At 73.2% G+C, this 19,669-nt stretch carries 12 protein-coding genes; 4 read left to right on the forward strand and 8 right to left on the reverse strand.

What is annotated here, in order from left to right; all coding sequences use genetic code 11:
• Positions 1-112: 112 nt before the first annotated feature.
• Together ACFY9V_RS15980 and ACFY9V_RS15985 are read right to left on the reverse strand one after the other, a co-directional pair.
• Positions 113-484: a hypothetical protein gene (locus ACFY9V_RS15980; protein ID WP_391161629.1), complete on the reverse strand. Its 372-nt coding sequence runs from the start codon at positions 482-484 to the stop codon at positions 113-115.
• Between the two features lie 133 nt (positions 485-617).
• The gene (locus ACFY9V_RS15985; protein ID WP_391161630.1) at positions 618-2,819 is read right to left on the reverse strand and encodes a UvrD-helicase domain-containing protein; all 2,202 of its coding nucleotides are present in this window, start codon (positions 2,817-2,819) and stop codon (positions 618-620) included.
• 189 nt (positions 2,820-3,008) lie between these two features.
• On the opposite strand from ACFY9V_RS15985, the gene ACFY9V_RS15990 reads away from it, so the two are divergent.
• Complete coding sequence (locus ACFY9V_RS15990; protein WP_355348671.1) at positions 3,009-3,251, forward strand: mycoredoxin; 243 nt, start codon at positions 3,009-3,011, stop codon at positions 3,249-3,251.
• Positions 3,252-3,298: 47 nt separating this feature from the next.
• Here ACFY9V_RS15990 and nudC read toward each other — a convergent pair whose 3' ends face one another.
• The 4 genes from nudC to ACFY9V_RS16010 all read right to left on the reverse strand — a co-directional run bounded on the left by nudC (position 3,299) and on the right by ACFY9V_RS16010 (position 12,545).
• On the reverse strand, positions 3,299-4,219 hold the full coding sequence (nudC, locus tag ACFY9V_RS15995) for an NAD(+) diphosphatase (protein ID WP_391044313.1): 921 nt from the start codon (positions 4,217-4,219) through the stop codon (positions 3,299-3,301).
• A gap of 84 nt (positions 4,220-4,303) precedes the next feature.
• Entirely contained in the window at positions 4,304-7,831 is a 3,528-nt protein-coding gene (locus ACFY9V_RS16000; RefSeq protein ID WP_391161631.1) for a UvrD-helicase domain-containing protein, read from the reverse strand.
• A gap of 203 nt (positions 7,832-8,034) precedes the next feature.
• Positions 8,035-11,814: a UvrD-helicase domain-containing protein gene (locus tag ACFY9V_RS16005; RefSeq protein WP_391161632.1), complete on the reverse strand. Its 3,780-nt coding sequence runs from the start codon at positions 11,812-11,814 to the stop codon at positions 8,035-8,037.
• Between the two features lie 359 nt (positions 11,815-12,173).
• Positions 12,174-12,545: an MGMT family protein gene (locus ACFY9V_RS16010; RefSeq protein WP_355348662.1), complete on the reverse strand. Its 372-nt coding sequence runs from the start codon at positions 12,543-12,545 to the stop codon at positions 12,174-12,176.
• A gap of 536 nt (positions 12,546-13,081) precedes the next feature.
• Between ACFY9V_RS16010 and ACFY9V_RS16015 the strand changes: the two genes are divergently transcribed.
• Entirely contained in the window at positions 13,082-15,730 is a 2,649-nt protein-coding gene (locus ACFY9V_RS16015) for a lysylphosphatidylglycerol synthase domain-containing protein (RefSeq protein WP_391161741.1), read from the forward strand.
• Positions 15,731-15,844: 114 nt separating this feature from the next.
• On the opposite strand, the gene ACFY9V_RS16020 is transcribed toward ACFY9V_RS16015, so the two are convergent.
• The gene (locus ACFY9V_RS16020; protein WP_391161633.1) at positions 15,845-16,435 is read right to left on the reverse strand and encodes a hypothetical protein; all 591 of its coding nucleotides are present in this window, start codon (positions 16,433-16,435) and stop codon (positions 15,845-15,847) included.
• 396 nt (positions 16,436-16,831) lie between these two features.
• Here ACFY9V_RS16020 and ACFY9V_RS16025 point away from each other — a divergent pair, with 396 nt between their 5' ends.
• Positions 16,832-17,524, forward strand: coding sequence for a hypothetical protein (locus ACFY9V_RS16025; protein ID WP_391161634.1), 693 nt, complete (start codon positions 16,832-16,834; stop codon positions 17,522-17,524).
• On the forward strand, positions 17,521-18,624 hold the full coding sequence (locus ACFY9V_RS16030; RefSeq protein ID WP_391161635.1) for a hypothetical protein: 1,104 nt from the start codon (positions 17,521-17,523) through the stop codon (positions 18,622-18,624). Before ACFY9V_RS16025 ends, ACFY9V_RS16030 begins: the two co-directional genes overlap by 4 nt.
• 94 nt (positions 18,625-18,718) lie before the next feature.
• Here the strand turns inward: ACFY9V_RS16030 and ACFY9V_RS16035 are convergent, their stop codons facing one another.
• Positions 18,719-19,657 (reverse strand): FG-GAP-like repeat-containing protein, encoded by a 939-nt coding sequence (locus tag ACFY9V_RS16035; protein WP_391044304.1) that lies wholly within the window; start codon positions 19,655-19,657, stop codon positions 18,719-18,721.
• Positions 19,658-19,669 lie beyond the last annotated feature (12 nt).

A 19,669-nucleotide genomic window follows, 5' to 3' on the forward strand; every position in this document is an offset into this window, starting at 1 on the left:
TTTCTGTTTCTGCCTGTCCTGCGGAACAAGCTTTCTGTCTGGAGAGAAAACAGAAGGGCCGCGGATCCCGGTCTGGGATTCCGCGGCCCTGAGGCGCCGACCTGATGCGTTATCAGGCTGGATCACTCCAGGGTTCGAGCCCGCGGAAGGCCCACTTGCCGTACTGCTGCGTCTTCTGCTGTCCATTGCCATTGGCGAAGCCGCCGCTGGCGAAGCCGTCGATAGCGCCCTTGGCCTCAATCGCAGCCTTGGCGGTACCAGCGCCGGCGCCGTTGGCCGCCGCCGCGAAGGCAGAGGCATGCGCCAGAACCTTCGCCGCTACCGCTGCCGCGGGCGCCTGCATCGGTCGCTCGTTCCGCTCACGGATCGGCAGAACCGGGAGCAGGGCGGAGGACAGACGGGTGGCACGCGGCGAAACGCCGAGCGGGCAGGTGGCGACGACCGAACGATCGGTCATTTTCACGGTGGCCATGATGCTGATCATTGGGCTCGCCTCCTCTCGGCGTCGTAGTGCGGATGGAACGGACTGCTAGTACATCACGATCAGACCCGCTCTTGGAAGAGCCGCTCTCGACCGTGCTCCCGAAGGCTATGGGGACTTCCTCGGGATGCGCAAACTATTTTTCCGCCTCTTCTTCAGTTTCTTCGGAAGATCCTTCGGCGGCCTCGTTTCCGCCCGGTTCCTCCCCCGCGCACAGCGCCAGAACGTCCGCGCCGAACTTGTCGAGTTTCCGCGCGCCGACCCCCGCGATCTGCGACAACTCCGCCTCGCCGCCCGGCCTGACCTCGGCGATGGCCAGCAACGTCTTGTCGGTGAAGACGCAGTACGCGGGCTGGCCGAGCGCCTTGGCCTGTTCCATCCGCCACTCGCGCAGCCGTTCGTACAGCGCCTCGTCGAGATCCGAGGGGCAGTCCTCGCAGCGCATCAGTTTGATCTCGCCCGCCTCGGACAGCGTCCGGCCGCAGACCCGGCACAGCACCGGGCCGCGCCGCTTGCGACCGCCGGAGCCGCGCTCCGCGCCGCCGCTGCCGCCCGCGCCGCGTGCGCCGCGCGGCGCGGAGCCGGGGCGCAGCCCGTCCAGGAAGCGCGAGGGCCTGCGCCCGCCGCGCCCGCCGGGTGAGCGGGACAGCGCCCAGGACAGCGACAGGTGCAGCCGGGCCCTGGTCACCCCGACGTACAGCAGCCGCCGCTCCTCCTCGACCTGCTCGTCGGTCTTGGCGTAGGTGATCGGCAGCGTGCCCTCGGTGAGGCCGACCAGGAAGACCGCGTCCCACTCCAGGCCCTTGGCGGCGTGCAGCGAGCCGAGCGTGACGCCCTCGACGGTCGGGGCGTGCTGCGCGTTGGCCCGCTCGTCCAGCTCCGCGACGAAGTCCGAGAGGGTGGCGTCCCGCCGGGCCGCCGCGAAGTCCTCCGACAGTCGCACCAGCGCGGCCAGCGACTCCCAGCGGTCCCGTACCGCCCCGGAGCCGGCCGGCGGCTCTGAGGACCAGCCGCGGGAGCTGAGCACCGCGCGCACCTGCTGCGGCACGGTGTTGTCGGCCTCTTCCGGGTCGGTGGACGCGCGGGCGGCGCCGCGCAGCAGCAGCCCGGCCTCGCGCACCTCCGGCCGTTCGAAGAAGCGTTCCGCGCCGCGGAGCTGGTACGGCACCCCGGCGTCGGCCAGCGCCTGCTCGTAGACCTCGGACTGGGCGTTGATCCGATAGAGGACGGCGATCTCGCTGGGGCGTACGCCGGAGGCGATCAGCTCCTTGATCCGGCGCGCGGCGCCCTCGGCCTCCGCGGGTTCGTCCGCGTACTCGGAGTACACCGGCTCGGGTCCGGCCTCGCGCTGCGAGATCAGTTCCAGCCGGTGGGCGGCGGCCTGGCCGCGGGCCTTGCCGAGCAGGCCGTTGGCGAGGCCGACGACCTGGGGGGTGGAGCGGTAGTCGCGGACCAGCTTGACCACGGTCGCGTCGGGGTGCCGGGAGCGGAAGCCGAGCAGGAAGTCCGGGGTGGCGCCGGTGAAGGAGTAGATGGTCTGCGAGGCGTCGCCGACCACGCACAGGTCGTCCCGGCCGCCGAGCCACAGCTCCAGCAGCCGCTGCTGGAGCGGGCTGACGTCCTGGTACTCGTCCACCACGAAGTGCTGGTACTGCGACCGCACGGTGTCCGCCACGTCCGGCCGGTCCTGGAGCACCCCGACGGTCAGCAGCAGCACGTCCTCGAAGTCGATCACCCCGCGGTCCCGCTTGAGCTGTTCGTACGTGGTGTAGATCTTCGCCACCTCGGCCGGGTCGCGCGGCACGTCACGGCCGGTCTTGGCCGCCGCGGCCGCGTACTCCTCCGGCACCGTCTGCGTGACCTTGCACCACTCGATCTCGCCGGTGACATCGCGCAGTTCGTTGCGGTCCAGCCTGATCCGGCAGCGGGCTCCCGCCTCCGCCACCAGTTGCACCTTGCGCTCCACCAGCCGCGGGATCTCCCCGCCGATCGCCCGCGGCCAGAAGTACTGGAGCTGCCGCAGTGCCGCGGAGTGGAACGTCCGTGCCTGCACACCGCCCGCGCCGAGCTGCCGCAGCCGCCCCCGCATCTCCCCCGCGGCGCGCGCGGTGAAGGTCACCGCGAGCACGCTCGCGGGTTGCAGGATTCCGGCCCGCACCCCGTACGCGATCCGGTGCGTGATCGCCCGGGTCTTGCCCGTACCGGCCCCCGCCAGCACGCACACCGGCCCGTGCAGCGCCGTCGCGACGGCGCGCTGCTCGGGGTCGAGTCCGGCGAGCACCGCGTCCGCGGAGTCGGGTTGCGCGGGAAAGAGCGATTCGTGGGTTGTCGCAGTCACCCCGCCACTCTGCCAGGTCCGACCGACACCCCGGCGAAGTTATCCACAGCCGCACGCGAAACCCGCCGCGCACCCCGCCCCGTAACCCCCTCGCGGCCGGCCGGCCGCCCCCCGGAATGCCCACTCCCGCCATGGTGTTCTACTGGCGCAGAACCCCCTTCACCCGCAGGCGACGAGGAGCGAGAAGCGATGTCGGGCACCGTGACCATGTACAGCACCACCTGGTGTGGCTACTGCCGTCGGCTGAAGAGCCAGATGGACCGCGAGGGCATCGCGTACACCGAGGTGAACATCGAGGAGGACGCGGAGTCGGCGAAGTTCGTGGAGAAGGCGAACGGCGGCAACCAGACGGTGCCGACCGTGCTGTTCCCCGACGGCTCCACCCTCACCAACCCGTCGCTGGCGCAGGTGAAGCAGAAGATCGGCGCCTGACCCGCACCGTACGTACGAGCCCGTCGTCGCCGTGAGGCACGGCGGGCTCAGGCGTTGGTGCCGGGGCGGGGCAGGGGCTTGCCGTACCAGAGCTCGATGAGCCGCGCGGCGATGGAGATGCCGAAGGGCGGCAGCACTTCGCCGGACTCGAAGGCGGCGCGCAGATCCTCGCGGGAGAACCAGCGGGCCTCGTGGATCTCCTCGCCGTCGACGGTGATCTTCGACGAGGTGGCGTGGGCGTTGAAGCCCAGCATGAGGCTGGAGGGAAAGGGCCAGGGCTGGCTGGCGACGTACTCGACGTCGCCGACGACGACGCCCGCCTCCTCGAAGACCTCGCGGCGTACGGACTGCTCGATGGACTCACCGGGCTCCACGAAGCCCGCGAGGGTCGAGAAGCGGCCTTCGGGCCAGTGGACCTGGCGGCCGAGCAGGGCGCGGTCCTCCTCGTCGGTGACCAGCATGATCACGGCCGGGTCGGTACGCGGGTAGTGCTCGGCGCCGCAGGCGGGGCAGCGGCGGATGTGGCCCGCGGCGGCGATGACGGTGCGCTCGCCGCAGCGGGAGCAGAAGCGGTGCATCCGCTGCCAGTTCTCCAGCGCCACCGCGTGCACCATGAGTCCGGCTTCCAGCGGCGACAGCAGCCCGCCGACCTCGCGCAGCCCCGCGGGACGCGCCTCCTCGTCCATCCGGCCGGGAAGGGTGTCCTTCTGGAGCGCGAAGTAGCGCACGCCGTCCGGGGCCGTGCCCAGGAAGTAGCGGTGCGTCTCGGTTTCCGGGGCGTCGAAGGCGGGGGTCATCACCAGGGCCGTACGCCCGTCGGGCCCGTCCTCGACCAGCACCTGGCCGCCGGAGACGACGAAGACGCGGGTTGTCGGGTGGCTCCAGGCAGCGGCCAGCCACGCCTCGTCCAGGCGGTGGTGCGCGGCTCGGTCGACGCCCTCGTGGGTGAGGGCGAGCGGTTGCGACATAGCGTCGAATCCGGTCAAGGCTGCTTTCAACTCCCGGTGGTCGTGCACATACGTGCAGCCTAGCTTGGCGGGGGTGGTCCCGATTTACGCGGTCGGGCCCCGCTTTCCCGCGGTCGGGCCCAGCAGCCGCTCAAGACCCTCCCGGTCCGGCAGGTCCGGCGGCCGGATGACCGTCGCCGTGCGGATGTGGAGGAAGGCGGCGGTGACGCGGTCGAGCGGGACGCCCTGGTGCTCCGACCAGGCCAGGCGGTAGACGGCGAGCTGGAGGGGGTCGGCGTCGGTGGCGCGGCCGGTCTTCCAGTCGAGGATCTCGTAGCGGTCGCCGTCCCGGTACACCGCGTCCATCCGGCCGCGGATCACGCGGCCCGCCAGGACCAGGTGGAAGGGGAATTCGACCCGGTACGGGGTGCGGTCGGCGTACGGACCGCGCAGGAAGGCGTCCTTGAGCGCGGCGAGGTCGCGTTCGTCGGCGATGTCGTCGTCGCCCTCGATGCCGGGGAGGTCTTCGGGCCCGAAGAGCGGGCGGGCGTCGAACCGCGACTCGACCCACGCGTGGAAGCGGGTGCCGCGCCGGGCGGCGGGCGCCGGGGGGCGCGGCATGGGCCGGGCCAGGTCGCGGGCGAGACCGTCGGGGTCGGCTGCCAGCCGCAGCAGCTGCGTCGCGGTGAGCGCGGCGGGCAGCGGCACGTCCCGTACGCCCGCCCGCGCCCGCCGCAGCTCGTCGGCGAGCGCGTCGAGGTCCCGGTCCCAGGACGCCACCAGCCGCGCCTCTTCCGCTACGAGACCGGGTTCAGCGTCCCGTGCGGGTTCACGTACGGGTGCGTCCTGCGCCACGGGGCCGCGCGCCGGTACGTCCTCGCGTACGCCGTCCGGCTCCCGTACCGGCGGGCGCTGGGTGGGGAGCGCGTCCCAGTCCGCGATGTCGTCCACGTCACCCGCGTCGTCCATGTCACCCACGTCGTCGTACGGCGGCTCGTCGTCCGGCTGATCGTCCGGCTGGTCGTCCGGCTCGTACGACGGCTCGTACGGCAGCGGCGCCGGGGAATCCGCGCCGGGGTCGGAGCCCGCGCCGCGTTCGGAGCCCGCGCCGGACTCCAGGTAGGTGAGGACGGTCTTCGCCGCCCGGCGCCGCCGTTCCAGGGCGGTCGGGTCGAGGGGCAGCGGCCAGGGGGGCTCGACGGGGGCGGCGAGGGCGGGATTCTGCTCGTCCTCGGCCGGGGGCTCCGCCCAGTGCTCGATCTCGCCGTGGCCCGCCTCGCAGTGGGTGCGCAGGGCGTCGAGGAAGGCGGACGGCTCGAACGGCTTCTTCTGGGTGGGGCCCCAGCGGTGGCCGGAGCCCAGCAGCAGGGAGCGCGGGCGGGTGAAGGTGACGTAGCCGAGGCGCAGCTCCTCCACGCGCTGGTGTTCCTTCATGGCCGCGCGGAAGCCGTCGAGCCCGGCGCGGCTCCATTCGGCCACGTCCGGGAGGGTGGCCGCGTCGCCGCGCAGCCCGTGCGGCAGCACTTTCGCGTTGGCGGGCCACAGCTCGCGTCCGCGTTCGCTCGGGAAGCCCTTGGCGACCAGGCCCGGCACGGCCACGACGTCCCACTCCAGGCCCTTGGACTTGTGGGCGGTGAGCACCTTGACGGTGTTCTCGCCGCCGGGCAGCGAGCTGTCGAGGCCCTTCTCGTACTGGATGGCGGTGTGCAGGAAGCCGAGGAAGGCCAGCAGCGTGGCCTCGCCGTCGAGGGCGGCGAAGCCCGCGGCGATGTCGAGGAAGGAGTGCAGGGTCTCGCGGCGGCGGGCGGCGAGCGCGTGCGGGGACGCGGACAGCTCGACTTCGAGGCCGGTGACGGCCAGGACCCGGTGGAGCACGTCCATCAGCGGGTCGGCGAGCGCGCGCCGCAGATCCCTTATCTCCGCGGCGATCCGGGCGAAGCGGACCCGTGCCTCGGGCGAGAACGGCAGGTCGTCGTCCGGGCCGTCGCTCCCGTCGGACCCCGGGGACGCCGATGCGAGGAATGTCTCCAGCGCGTCCGCCAGCGAGATCACCTCCGCCGGGTCGACGCCCTCGACGGCCGCCGCCAGCGGATCGCGCCCGTCCCCCGCGGCCCCGTACCGCACGAGCTGCCGGGCGCGACGGCCGAGGAGGGCCAGGTCGCGGGGGCCGATCCGCCAGCGGGGGCCGGTGAGGAGGCGGACGAGGGCGGCGTTCGCGGTGGGGTCGTGCAGGACTTCGCAGACGGCGACGAGGTCGGCGACCTCGGGCAGGTGCAGGAGCCCCGACAGGCCGACGACCTCGACGGGGATGTCGCGGGCGACGAGCGCGGCGTGGAAGTCGGCGAAGTGCGCGGCCGTACGGCACAGGACGGCGATCTCGCCCGCGGGGGTGCCGGTGCGCACCAGGTGGGCGATGGAGTCGGCGAGCCAGGCCGTCTCGTCGTCCTGGGTGGGCAGCAGGGCGCAGCGCACCAGCCCGTCGCGTTCGGCGCCGGGGGCGGGCCGCAGGGCCTCGACGCCTTCGTGGCGGGCGCGCAGTTCGACGGCGAGGGTGTTGGCGAGGTCGAGCAAGCGCCCGCCGGAGCGGCGGTTCTCGCTGAGCGAGTAGCGGTCGGCGGGGCGGCCGTCGGCGTGGGCGAAGTGCCGGGGGAAGTCGTCGAGGTTGGCCACGGAGGCGCCGCGCCAGCCGTAGATGGCCTGGCAGGGGTCGCCGACGGCGGTGACGGCGTGCCCGGTGCCGCCGCCGAACAGCCCGGCGAGCAGCAGCCGCTGGGCGACGGAGGTGTCCTGGTACTCGTCGAGCAGCACCACCCGGTACTGGTCGCGCAGGATCGCGCCGACCTCGGCCCTGTCCTGCGCGAGCGTCGCGGACAGCGCGATCTGGTCGCCGAAGTCCAGCAGGTCGCGGGAGCGCTTCTCGGCCCGGTAGTCGGCGGCGAGCCCGGCGAGGTCGAGCCGGGCGCGTACCGCCTGCTTCACCTCGCGCGCCCAGGCGTAGCCGCGCGTGGCCGGGTCGATGTCGGCCAGCTCCTCGGCCAGGCGCGTGTCGTACGCCGTCAGCCGCTCGACCGGCACCAGGTGCTCGGCCAGTTCGCCTTCCAGCGCCAGCAGGTCGCCGACGAGTGCGGGCAGGCCCTTGGTGAGCGCCGGATACGGTCCCGGCGCGCGGCGCAGCACCTTCGCGGCGAGCTGGTAGCGGGTGGCGTCGGCGAGCAGCCGCGCGCCGGGCTCCAGGCCGATCCGCATCCCGTGGTCCTTCAGGAGCTGCCCGGCGAAGGAGTGGTACGTGGCGATCTGCGGGTCGCCCGGCGGGTGTTCGGGGTCGCCCTCCGCCGCCGGGTCCGGGTCGGGGTCGGTGATCCCGGCCCGCGCGAGGGCTCTGCGGACCCGCTCGGACAGCTCGCCCGCCGCCTTGTTGGTGAAGGTCAGGCCCAGCACCTGCTCGGGCGCCACCTGTCCGGTGCCGGTCAGCCACACCACCCGCGCGGCCATCACCGTCGTCTTCCCGGACCCGGCCCCGGCCACGATCACGCCCGGCGCGAGGGGTGCGGTGACGCACGCCATCTGCTCCGGGGTGAACGGGATGCCCAGCAGCTCCTTGAGCTGCTCGGGGTCGGTGAGGGGGGTTGCCACTCGGGTGAGGCTATCCGGCTCCGCCGACAGCCGTGGCGGCGGAACCCCTCATTCCGCGATCCGTACGACACCGCCGTCCGCACGCTGGGCGGCCCGTACGGCGGCCGTCGCTCACACCGGGGCGCGGCCGTCACTCGCACCGGGGCACGGCCTTCGCTGACTCTGGGGCACGGCCGTCGCTCGCGCCGGGGCACGGAGGTCGTTCACTCCACCACCTGGCGTCCCTCCGGTCGCGCCGTACAGGCCGCCCGGAAGGCGCAGTTGGCGCAGTGCTGGCCGGTGGACGGGGTGAAGCGCTCGTCCAGGACGCGGCCCGCGGCCTCGGCCAGCAGCTCCTGCGCCCACTCCCCCGCCAGCGGTTCCTGGCGCTGCACGGCCGGTACGGTCTCGCCGCCCTCCTTGCGCGTCGCGCCGAGCCTGAGCTGGACGAGTTCGGCGCCGCCGGACGGCGGGCGGGTGTCGTTGAAGAGCGGGTCGACGGCGCCTTCGCGCACGGCGAGCTGGTAGACGGCGAGCTGCGGGTGGTGGGTGACCTCGGCCGCGGTGGGCTTGGAGCGGCCGGTCTTGAAGTCGACGACGTACGCGTTGCCCTCGGCGTCGGTCTCGACGCGGTCCATGCTGCCGCGGATCCGTACCCGGGCGTCGCCCGCCTCCAAGGTGACGTCGAAGCCGTGCTCGGTGGCGACGGGGGTACGGCCGCGCTCCATGACGTGCCAGCGCAGGAAGCGCTCCAGGGCCGCGCGGGCGTTCTCCTTCTCCTGCCGGGACTTCCACGGCGCGTCGAAGGCGAGGGCGTCCCAGACCGAGTCCAGCCGTTCCATCAGGACGTCCAGGTCGGCGGGGGCGCGTCCCGAGGCGACCTCGTCGGCCAGGACGTGGACGACGTTGCCGAAGCCCTGGGCGGCGGTGGACGGCGGTTCCGCCTTGACCTCGCGGCCGAGGAACCACTGGAGCGCGCAGGTGTTGGCGAGCTGGTCGAGCGCGCTGCCGGACAGGACGACGGGCTGGTCGCGGTCGCGCAGCGGGACCGTCGAGCGGGTCGGCTCGTACAGGCCCCACCAGCGGTCGGGGTGCGCGGCGGGCACCAGCGCGTACCCGTCGTCGTTGAGCGCCGCGAGCTTGGCCAGCCGGCGCGCGGCGGCGTCGCGCAGGGCGGGGGACGCGGCGGGGTCGACGGTGGTGGCCCGCAGCTCGGCGACGAGCGCCGCGACGGCCAGCGGGCGGCGCGATCGGTGGGTGACGTCCTGCGGGGGCACGCCCAGCTCGGCCAGGAAGCGGGAGGGCTGGTCGCCGTCGTCGTTGGCCGACTTCACGGCCGTGACCAGCAGGCGCTCGCGGGCGCGGGTGGCCGCCACGTAGAACAGCCGCCGTTCCTCCGCGAGGAGCGCGCCCTGGCTGAGCGGCGGCGCGAGGCCGTCGGTGCCGATCCGGTCCGCCTCCAGCAGCGAGCCGCGCCGCCGCAGGTCGGGCCAGACGCCGTCCTGCACCCCGGCCACCACGACGAGCCGCCACTCCAGGCCCTTCGACCGGTGCGCGGTCATCAGGCGTACGGCGTCGGGGCGTACGGCCGGGCCGCCGAGCGTGTCGGCGACGATGTCGTGCGCCGACAGCTCCTCGATGAGGTTCAGCGCGCCCCGGCCGCCGGTGCGCTCCTCGGCCCGCGCCGCCGTCTCGAACAGCGCGCACACCGCGTCCAGGTCACGGTCGGCGTGGCGTCCGCCCGCCCCGCCCCGCAACGCCGCCCGCTCCAGCCTCCCCGGCCAGGGCGAGCCGTCCCACAGGCCCCACAGCGCCTCTTCCGCCGTCCCGCCGCCCGCCAGCGTGTCCCGCGCGGCCCTCAGCAGCCCGCCCACCCGCAGCGCCCCCCGCGCATACGCCGGGTCGTGCGCCACCAGCCGCTCCGGCTCCCCCACCGCCTCCGCGATCAGCTCGTCCGACCCACGCGGCACCGCGTGGCCCGCGGCCCGCTCCTCCTCCCGCAACGCCCGCCCCAACCGCCGCAGATCCGCGGCGTCCATCCCCCCCAACGGCGACGTCAGCAGCGCGACGGCGTCCTCCACCCCAACAACCACCCGCCCGTCGCCCCGCGAATACCCGTCGGGTGCCGCCGACGAAGCAGCGACCTCACCCCGCCCCTGCGGGCCGCCGAACGGCGCAGGCCCGGAAAGGGGGGCCGACGATCGGCCGGGCTCGGCGAGGTCGGCCGCCGACACCGAGGACGCGCCGGGCATTCCCGGCCCACCGGGCAGCACGGAGTCCACGCCCCCGCCGGGCGTTCCCGGGCCGCCGGGCAGAGCAGCGTCCACGTCCTCGTCGGACGTTCCCGGGCCGCCGGGCAGAGCAGCGTCCACATCCCCGCCGGGGATTCCCGGCCTACCCGGCCGGGCGGGGTCGGCGGACCGCCCGTCCGCGTCCTCGCCGGACGCTCCCAGGCCGTCCGGCCGAGCGGAGCCCACATCCCCGCCGGGGATTCCCGGCCCACCCGGCCGGGCGGAGTCCGCGCCCCCGCCGGGCGTTCCCGGGGCGCCGGGCAGGGTGGGGGGCTCAGGGGCAGCCGACTCGGCTGCGAGGCGGAGGGCGAGGAGGAGGGGGGCGACGGCGGGCTCGGCGTGGAGGGGGATGTCGGGGGCGTCGAGGTGGACGGGGACACCGGAGGTGGTGAGGGCGCGGCGCAGGGCCGGGAGGGGCGAGGCGGAGCGCAGGAGGACGGCCATGTCGTGCCAGGGGATGCCGTCTTCGAGATGCGCGCGGCGCAGGGTGTCGGCGATACCGTCGAGTTCCGCGCCGGAGGTCGGATACGTGCGGACGGCGACCGCGCCGTCGGACCGTACGGCGTGCAGCGCGCGGTGCTGCCGTACGGCCGCGGCGGGCAGCTTGGGCAGCGGCATGCGGGTGGTGAGCCGCCGGGTGGCGTCCAGGAGTTCGGCCCCGGCGCGGCGGGAGACGGTGAGGACGCGGACGGCGGCGGCCTTGGCGTCGCGGGGCGGGAAGTCGGTGGGGAAGTCGAGGATGCCGTTGATGTCGGCGCCGCGGAAGGCGTAGATCGACTGGTCGGGGTCGCCGAAGGCGACCAGCGTGCGGCCCTGCCCCGCCAGCGCCTGGAGGAGCCGTACCTGCGCCGGGTCGGTGTCCTGGTACTCGTCGACGAAGACGGCGTCGTACCGCCCGGCCAGCTCCCGGTGCGTCTCGGGGCGTTCGGCGAGCAGCGCGGCCCGGTGGACGAGTTCGGTGTAGTCGATGACGCCTTGGAGATCGCTGACCTCCAGGTATTCGTCCAGGAAGGCCGCCGCCGCGGTCCAGTCGGGCCGCCCGATGCGGCGGGCGAAGTCCGCGAGGGCGCGCGGGCCGAGCCCCAGTTCGCGGCTGCGCGCGACCACCGCGCGCACCTCGTCGGCGAATCCGCGCGTGGTGCGCGCGGCCCGCAGGTCGTCCGGCCAGCGGAATTTGCCGCGCCCGTCGCGTTCGAGCATGGCCTCTCCGGCCAGCAGCTCGCGGACCAGCAGGTCCTGCTCGGGTCCCGACAGCAGCCTGATCGGGTCGGCGAACAGCTCGGGCGCCTGGTGCTCGCGGACCAGGGCGTAGCAGAAGGAGTGGAAGGTGGTGGCGTGCGGCGCCACCACCCCGCCGGTCGCGCCGCCCGGACCGTCGGGTTCCGCCGCCGCCCGCGCCGCCAGCCGGTCGCGCAGCTCGACGGCGGCCTTGCGGCTGAAGGTGAGCACGAGAATCCGGTCGGGATCCGTCCCGGCCCGCACCCGCGCGGTGACCGCCTCGACGAGCGTGGTCGTCTTGCCGGTGCCGGGCCCCGCCAGCACCAGCAGCGGCCCCTGCCCGTGCTCAACCACCGCGCGCTGTGCCGCGTCCAGCACAGGAGGCGTCGCGGCCACCGGCGGCGTCCGCACCAACCGGTACCCGCCGCCGCCCGCACCCCGGTGCGCCTGGTGCGGCACTGCCGAGGTGGCGGAGGAGACCGAGGAGGATGTCACGTGGTTCGCCGGTTCTGTCGGGGCCAGGATCAGATGCGCGTACGGAGTCGGGTGCGGGATCGGTCACGTAGTCGGTCATGGGGTCGGTCACGGATTCTGCCGCGGGCTCTGGCACAAGCTCGGGCAGGAGGTCGGTCACAGGACCGGTCGCGGGATCGGTCACTTAGTCGGTCACGGGCTCTGGCGGTCGTACGGGGACGCGTACGAGACCGCGTACCGGGTCACGTACGCCGCCGGGATCGCGTTCCCGGACGGGAGCTGTCGACGCTACGCCACGCGCGGGATGTACTCCGTACGGACGGCCGATGCCATCGCGGCGGCGCCGATGACGGAAGCTGGAGGACATGAGTCCCCGGCCGTCAGCCGCTGCCGCCCCCCGCGAGGTCGGCGGCGCCCCCGTCCCAGCGGGCCCTGCGCATGTCGACGCGCGGTATGTGCCCCTCGGCGGCCGGGCCGCGCTCACGCAGCGGGGTGCCCTCGGCGCGGTACGCGTCCAGCGCGCTCAGCTCGTGGCCGGGCAGCAGCGTCCCGTCGGAGCGCACGACACGCCACCAGGTCACGCCGCCGCCGTACAGCGCCATGACCCGGCCGACCTGTCGCGGACCGCCTTCGCCCAGGTATTCCGCGACATCGCCGTATGTCATCACGCGGCCGGGCGGGATCAGTTCTACGGTGTCCAGCACCCGCTCCGCGTACTCCGTGGGGGCACCGGGGTCGTACTCCTCGCTCATCCGAACAATCCTGCCCCAGACCACCGACAACGGGGGGTTCCGGTCCCATTCGCAGACCTCTCATGCCACCATCGTCCGGGCGGTGACTGGTGATACGAGATCAAGAAGAAGAGACGGCTGGGGAGCAGCAGCCGGGCGCGGAGCAGGCCGGACCGGCCGACCGCGCCCCCGACGCGCTGCCCGCGCACCCCGCCGCGCCGGCCGCGAACGGGGCCCACAGGGCGCGCCTGTCCGACCTGCCCGTGCCCGACACCACGCGTGACGCCGTGGCCGAACCCGCGACGGACACCGGCCCGGACGCCGACCGGGCCGCCGCAGACGACACGACGCCCGAGGCCACACCCGACACCGCGTCCGGCACCGCGTCCGGCGCCACGCCAGGCACGGTGTCCGGCGCCACGCCCGAGAAGACCCCGGACACCGCGTCCGGCACCGCCCCCGGCCCCGCTCCCACCCTGACCCCAGGGCCGGGACCCGGCACCGTCCTGGTCGACGAACCGCTGCTCGCCGCCCGCGTGCACCGCCCCGCCGACCTGATGCGCTTCCTGTTCGGGCTGCTGGGCATCGCGGTCGTGCTGGCCATCGCGGGCTTCGCGCACGCGACGACCACCGGCCTGGAGACGGACATCTCCAAGGGCGCCGACCACGCGCCCGACGCCCTGTCGTCCTTCGCGGGCCTGACCGCGAGCATCGCCGTACTGATCGTGCCGGTCGCCTTCGCGATCGAGCGGCTGGTCAAGCGGGACGGGCTGCGGATCGCCGACGGCGTCCTGGCGGCCGTCCTCGCGCACGGCGCCGCGCTCGCCACCGACTTGTGGGTGACCAGTTCCGCGCCGAATCCGATCCAGGAGGCGCTGACCCACAGCGCGCCCGGCGGCACCGGCCTCACCGACCCCGTGCACGGCTATCTCGCGCCCGTCATCGCCTATGTGACGGCGGTCGGGATGGCGCGCAGACCGCGCTGGCGGGTCGCGCTGTGGTTCGTGCTGCTGCTGGACGCCTTCGCGGTGCTGGTCGGCGGCTACACGACACCGTTCTCGATCGCCGTCACCGTGCTGATCGGCTGGACGGTCGCCTACGGCACGGTCTACGCGGTCGGCTCGCCGAACGTCCGGCCGACCGGGCAGCACCTGCTCGCGGGCCTGCGCCGGGTCGGCTTCGCGCCGCAGACCGCGCGCCGGGTCGAGCTGGACGGCCCGGAGACCGCGGACTCCGACCGCGGCCGGGCGTATCTGGTGACGCTGGAGGACGGCCCGCCGCTGGACGTCACGGTGGTCGACCGGGAGCAGCAGGCGCACGGTTTCTTCTACCGGCTGTGGCGGCGACTCGCCCTGGTCGGCGGGATCACGCAGCGGCGCAGTCTGCTGTCGCTGCGGCAGGCGCTGGAGCAGGAGGCGCTGCTGGCGTACGCGGCCATCGCCGCCGGGGCCAACGCGCCGAAGCTGATCGCCACCTCCGAGCTGGGCCCCGACGCGGTGATGCTGGTCTACGAGCACATCGGCGGCCGGCGGTTCGACTCGCTCGCGGACGACGAGATCACCGACGACCTGCTGCGCGAGGCGTGGACGCAGGTGCGGGCGCTCCAGTCGCGGCGGATCGCGCACCGGCGGCTGGTCGGTGAGTCGCTGCTGGTGGATCGTTCCGGCAAGGTCGTGCTGACCGAGCTGCGCGGCGGTGAGATCGCGGCCGGGGACATCGTGCTGCGGATGGACATCGCGCAGATGCTGACGACGCTGGCGCTGCGGGTGGGGCCCGAGCGCGCGGTGGCCTCGGGGCTCGCGGTGCTCGGTCCCGACCGGGTCGCCAACTCGCTGCCGCTGCTCCAGCCGATCGCGCTGAGCCGAGAGACCCGGGCGCGTCTGAAGGTGCTCGGGCGGGCCCGCGCGCAGCGCGAGCGGGACGCGGTGCTCGCGGCGTCGGCGGCGGAGAAGGAGGCACGGGCCGCGGAGCGCGCGCACGGCGCCGATGTGGCGCACGGCGGCGCGACGGCGGCGGTGCCGCCAGGGGACCTCAGAGCCGGGGACCTCAAGGCCGGGGATCTCAGAACCGGAGACCTCAGAGCCGGGGACCTCAAGGCCGGAGACCTCAAGGCGGGCAAGCTCAAGGCGGGCCGGAAGGCCGAGCGCAAGGCCGAGAGCAAGGCGGAGAAGCGGGCCATAGAGGACGCGCTGGAGGAGGCCCGCGAGGACGACCTGCTCTCCCTCATCCGCCAGCAGGTGCTGCTGATCCGTCCGCAGGCGCCGGTCGAGCCGGTCCGTCTCGAACGCATCAAGCCGCGCACGCTGATCACGGTGATCGCGGGCGCCTTCGCCGCGTATTTCCTGCTCTCCCAGCTCAGTTCCGTGCCGATCGGCGACGCCATCGCCAACGCCGACTGGCGGTGGGCGGTGATCGCGGTCCTCGGCTCCGCGGCCAGTTACGTCGCCGCCGCGTGCGCGCTCTCCGGGTTCGTACCGGAGCGGCTGTCGCTGGTGAAGACGGTGCTCGCGCAGGTCGCCGGGTCGTTCGTGAAGCTGGTCGCCCCGGCCGCGGTCGGCGGTGTCGCGCTCAACACCCGCTACTTGCAGAAGGCGGGCGTACGGCCCGGCCTGGCGGTGGCGAGCGTCGGCGCCTCCCAGCTCGTGGGCCTCGGCTCGCACGTGGTGCTGCTGATGGCGTTCGGCTTCATCACCGGTACGGAGAAGACGCCGTCGCTGTCGCCGTCCCGTACGGTCATGGCCGGGCTGCTGACCGCGGGCGTGCTGGTGCTGGTCGTCACGGCGGTGCCCGCGCTGCGGAAGTTCGTCTCGACGCGGGTACGCGCGCTGTTCGCCGGGGTCGTGCCGCGCATGCTGGACGTGCTCCAGCGGCCCGCGAAGCTGATCACCGGCATCGGCGGCACGCTGATGCTGACGGTCACCTTCGTGATCTGCCTGGACGGCTGCGTACGGGCCTTCGGCGGCCACCTCAGTTACGCGGCCATCGCCGTCGTCTTCCTCGCGGGCAACGCGCTGGGGTCCGCCGCGCCCACCCCCGGTGGCGTCGGGGCCGTCGAACTCGCCCTCACCGGTGGTCTGATCGCCGCCGGGCTGCCGAAGGAGGTCGCCACTCCGGCCGTGCTCTTCTTCCGGCTGCTGACCTTCTGGCTGCCGGTGCTGCCCGGCTGGGTCTCCTTCCACCACCTCACCCGCAAGGGCGAGCTGTAGCGGGCGGGTTGACGTACTCCGCGGCCGGCCGGACCCCGGCGCCGTACGACGCCGGGAACCGGCCGGCCGACCCCGCCGACCGGTCCGAAGGACCGAATCAGCGGGCCCCGCGCGCTACTTGATGTCGGAGATCTTCTTCGTCGCCAGGTCCGACCGCACCTTGAGCGTCTGATACGTCTCGTGGCCCTTCCCGCCGAACGTCAGGCGCACATTGGTGAAGGCGTGTCCCGCGCCGCTGCCCGCGTACGTCACGCGCCACGCCGTCGGTACGTCCTGGGCGCGCAGCACGCCGTCCGCGTGGTTCTTCTTCTCCCACGCGGCGAGCTTCTTCTGGAGGCCCTTGGTCAGGAAGTGCGACCGCAGGTCGGCGCCGAGGTGGCCGCTGTCGGTGTCCCAGACGGCGTCGATGTAGGACCCGTAGAAGTCGGCGACGCGTCCCGTCGTGGACTGCGGGCTGCCGGAGCCGATCACCGGCTCGGCCTTGGCGCCCTTGTGGGCCTTGTGCGCCGTGGGCGCCTGGTGCGCGACCGCGTGCCCGTGCCCGGTCGTGTGGGACTGCCCGGTCGTGTGGGACGCGGTCCGCGGCTGGGACTGCGCCTGCGCCGCGGCGGCGGGTACGGCGACCGCGAGCGCCACCGCGGCCGTGGTGAGGGCGATACGGCGGACGGTACGGGTACGGGTACCGGTGGTGCGGCTCTGCTGCATGACGTGCCTTGCCTTTCGAAGGTTCTTCGAGGGCTCGGGTGCTCCGCGCCACGCGAAGTCGTCGTGTTCTCCGCGGTGTTCGACGCGTTCGAGCCCATTCGCTGCTTTTACGGCGTTTGTTCGGGACCCACCACTTGTATCCAATAGGTCGCCGACTATCCGTTAGGAGGGGTTGTGTCCTTGCCGGGTTGCGCGGCATCCGGGTGGAATCGGCGGCTGTGCCGTCGCGGTGACCCGCACGTGACCGAACCAGCACACTTCCCCTCTCAACACGGGCCGCCGCCTTGGGTACGTTGGATTCCACTTGGATACGGGGCCAAGGGGTGTTCGGCGTTCGATGTGTTGTTCGGCCGGTGCCCGTCGGTGCCCGGTGAGCACCGATCGGGAGCGTTGACCATGCGAGTCCACTGCGGCGCCACGGCCGCCGCGTTGACGGCGACCGCCGTCCTGGCGCTGTCCGCCTGCGGCGGCGGTGGAGGTGGCGGCTCCGACACGATCCACGGGGATTCGGCGAACACCGCCTCCCCCACCGCGACGGCCGCCTCTCCCACGGCGTCGGCGTCCGCCGAGCCGACCGCGCCGCCCGTGACGCAGGATCCGAACCTGGCGCTGCCGGGCGATCTGAAGCTGGTCTTCGACTGGCCCGCGCCGACCGGTCACGCCGAGGCCGCCGCGCTGGGCAACGCCGCCAACTTCATGCGCAGCATCGCCCACGGCATCGTGAAGCGGAATGTCAACGAGCCGCTGGTGGCGCAGTACGCGCAGCCGGGCGGCAGCGCCGCCGCGTATGCCCGTACGCAGATCGGGCAGGCGGTGGACGGCGGCTGGACCGAGACCGGCACCGACCGCTTCTACCGGCCCACGGTGAAGGTGACCTCGGCGAAGACCGCCGCCACGGTCGGCTTCTGCGACTTCCAGGGCAAGGTCTACGGCAAGGACGTCAGGTCGGGCAAGCTCCTCGGCACCGCGGTCACCGACAGCAGTTACGTGTACTTCACGATCGTCATGGCCAAGTTCCCCGCGGGGGCCGACCTGTGGCAAGCCGTGTCCGTCGATGCGAAAGCGAAGGCAACGCAATGCAAGGAGTGACCACCCCATCGGGCCCGGCAACGGGCCTGCGCCGTGCGGCTCTTGGCGCGGCCACCGCGATCCTCGTGACGGCCGCCACGGCCACCGTCGCCGCCCCGGCCTTCGCCGACGTGCCCGGCGGCAAGACCAGCGGCTCGGGTGACGACAAGGGCAATCTGAGCGCGGGCGTCCAGGTCACCTATCCCACGGACACCAGCGCGAAGGGCTCGGGAGGCCATTCGCTCGGCGCCGCCGACAATGTGACGTGGACGCCGCCGCCGTGCTGGATCGGCCCCGTCGCCGGCCCCGCCGAATTCAAGAAGATGGTCGAGAAGCAGGTCAAGGAGACCAACGAGTATCCGGGCCAGGCCAATTACGCCATGCAGGCCATGGACGAGTACAAGAAGCACTATTCGGAGGGCAGGACCTGGAGCGGCAACGGCGAGAAGGCGTACAAGAACTTCAATCTCGACCAGCAGGGCAAGGGCGCTTTCTGGGGGCCGGTGACGAATCCCAACTCCGACAGCCCCGACCGCTTCGACTGCAACGGCACGCTGCCCTTCTGGGTCCCCAACGGCCAGCGCCCGCCCGCCGGTACGCCGAATGTGATCACCACGGAGATGCTGGCCAGGCTCGCCTTCGCGCACACCAAGGTGCCGGGCGTGGACATCCGGACGAATCCGGTGGGCACCCAGACCGTCAATCTGCCCACCTGGGTGACGCTGAACGAGAACTACGCGCCGGTCACCGTCAGGGCCGAACTCAACATCCCCGGCGCGCAGGCCATGTGGGCCGAGACGACGGCCACGCCGACCAGCGTCCACATCGGTCCGGGGACGTCGGACGCCACCGTGTACCCGTCCTCCGCCGAGTGCCCCATCGGCAAGGGCGGCCAGGTCGGCGCCCCGTACACCGAGGGCGCCACCGGCAACCCGCCGTGCGGTGTGACGTATCGGCGCTCCACGCAGAGCACCGGCGCGTACGACCTGAACGTGACGGCCACCTGGAAGGTCTCCTGGCGCGGTTCGGACGGCGCGGCCGACAACCCGCCGCTGCCGAACGGTGTGATCACCCAGGACCACCCGGTCACGGTCCAGGAGATCCAGACCGTCAACCGCTGAACCGGACCATGTGAGAGGCCCGCCGCCCGGAGGAGTTCCGGGCGGCGGGCCTCGTTTCACGGTTCGAACGGCGCGATCCGGAGGACGGCGCGGCTTAGAACAGGTAGTTGTACGTGTTCCAGCCGCCGCCGATCTTCACGCGGGCCGCGAACGGGGCGCCGGCGTTGCCGGTGCCCTTGTACAGCCACAGGACACCCGACGTGTCGCGGGCGATCAGGTCGTTGCGACCGTCACCGCTGGTGTCGCCCAGGCTGAGGATCTTGTTGTAGGTGTTCCACCCACCGCCGATCTTCGTCCGCGCGGCGAACGGCGCGTCGATGTTGCCGGTGCCCTTGTAGAGCCAGAGCGCACCGCTGCTGTCGCGGGCCACGATGTCGGGCTTGCCGTCACCGGTGAGGTCACCGCGGCCGGCGATCTGGTTGTAGGTGTTCCACCCACCGCCGACCTTGCGCTTCTTGGCGAACGTGCCGTCCGCGTAGGACAGGTAGAGCCACAGCACGCCGCTGCTGTCACGGGCGAGCAGGTCCGGGTTGGCGGCGCCGCCGACGTTGCCCGGCGTCACGAAGGCGTTGTAGACGTTCCAGCCGGTGCCGATCACGGTGCCCTCGTCGGGCGAGGCCGCCGAGAAGATCCGGAGCGTGCCGCCGAACCGCGCGTAGACGTTCACGTGCGTGTCGTTGCCCGAGTTGTTCTTGAAGAACGCGTTGGCGCTGCCCATCCCGTAGCCGGTCTGGGTGCGGGAGCCGAAGCCGTTCGCCTTCGGCGGGTAGCTCCAGATCCGGCCGCTGGAGTCGCGGCCGTCGATGCCGAACGACCAGATCTTGTCGTCCTGCGCGGCGTTCGTGGAGAACGTCGAGACGCCGGGTGCGGCGGTGTGGCTCTGCGCGTCCTTGACGGTGGTGAGCGCGGGCGAGCCGCCCTCGGCGCTGGCGGCGACGGAGGCGCCCAGCACCATGGCGAGCGTGCCCGCCGTCACCGCGGCGGCCCTGGCCTTCATTCCCCGTCCGGTCCGCCGGTTTTTCTGCGTTTTCACGTAGTGGTCCCC

The organism is Streptomyces sp. NPDC008317 (assembly GCF_042955955.1).
GTDB lineage: Bacteria > Actinomycetota > Actinomycetes > Streptomycetales > Streptomycetaceae > Actinacidiphila.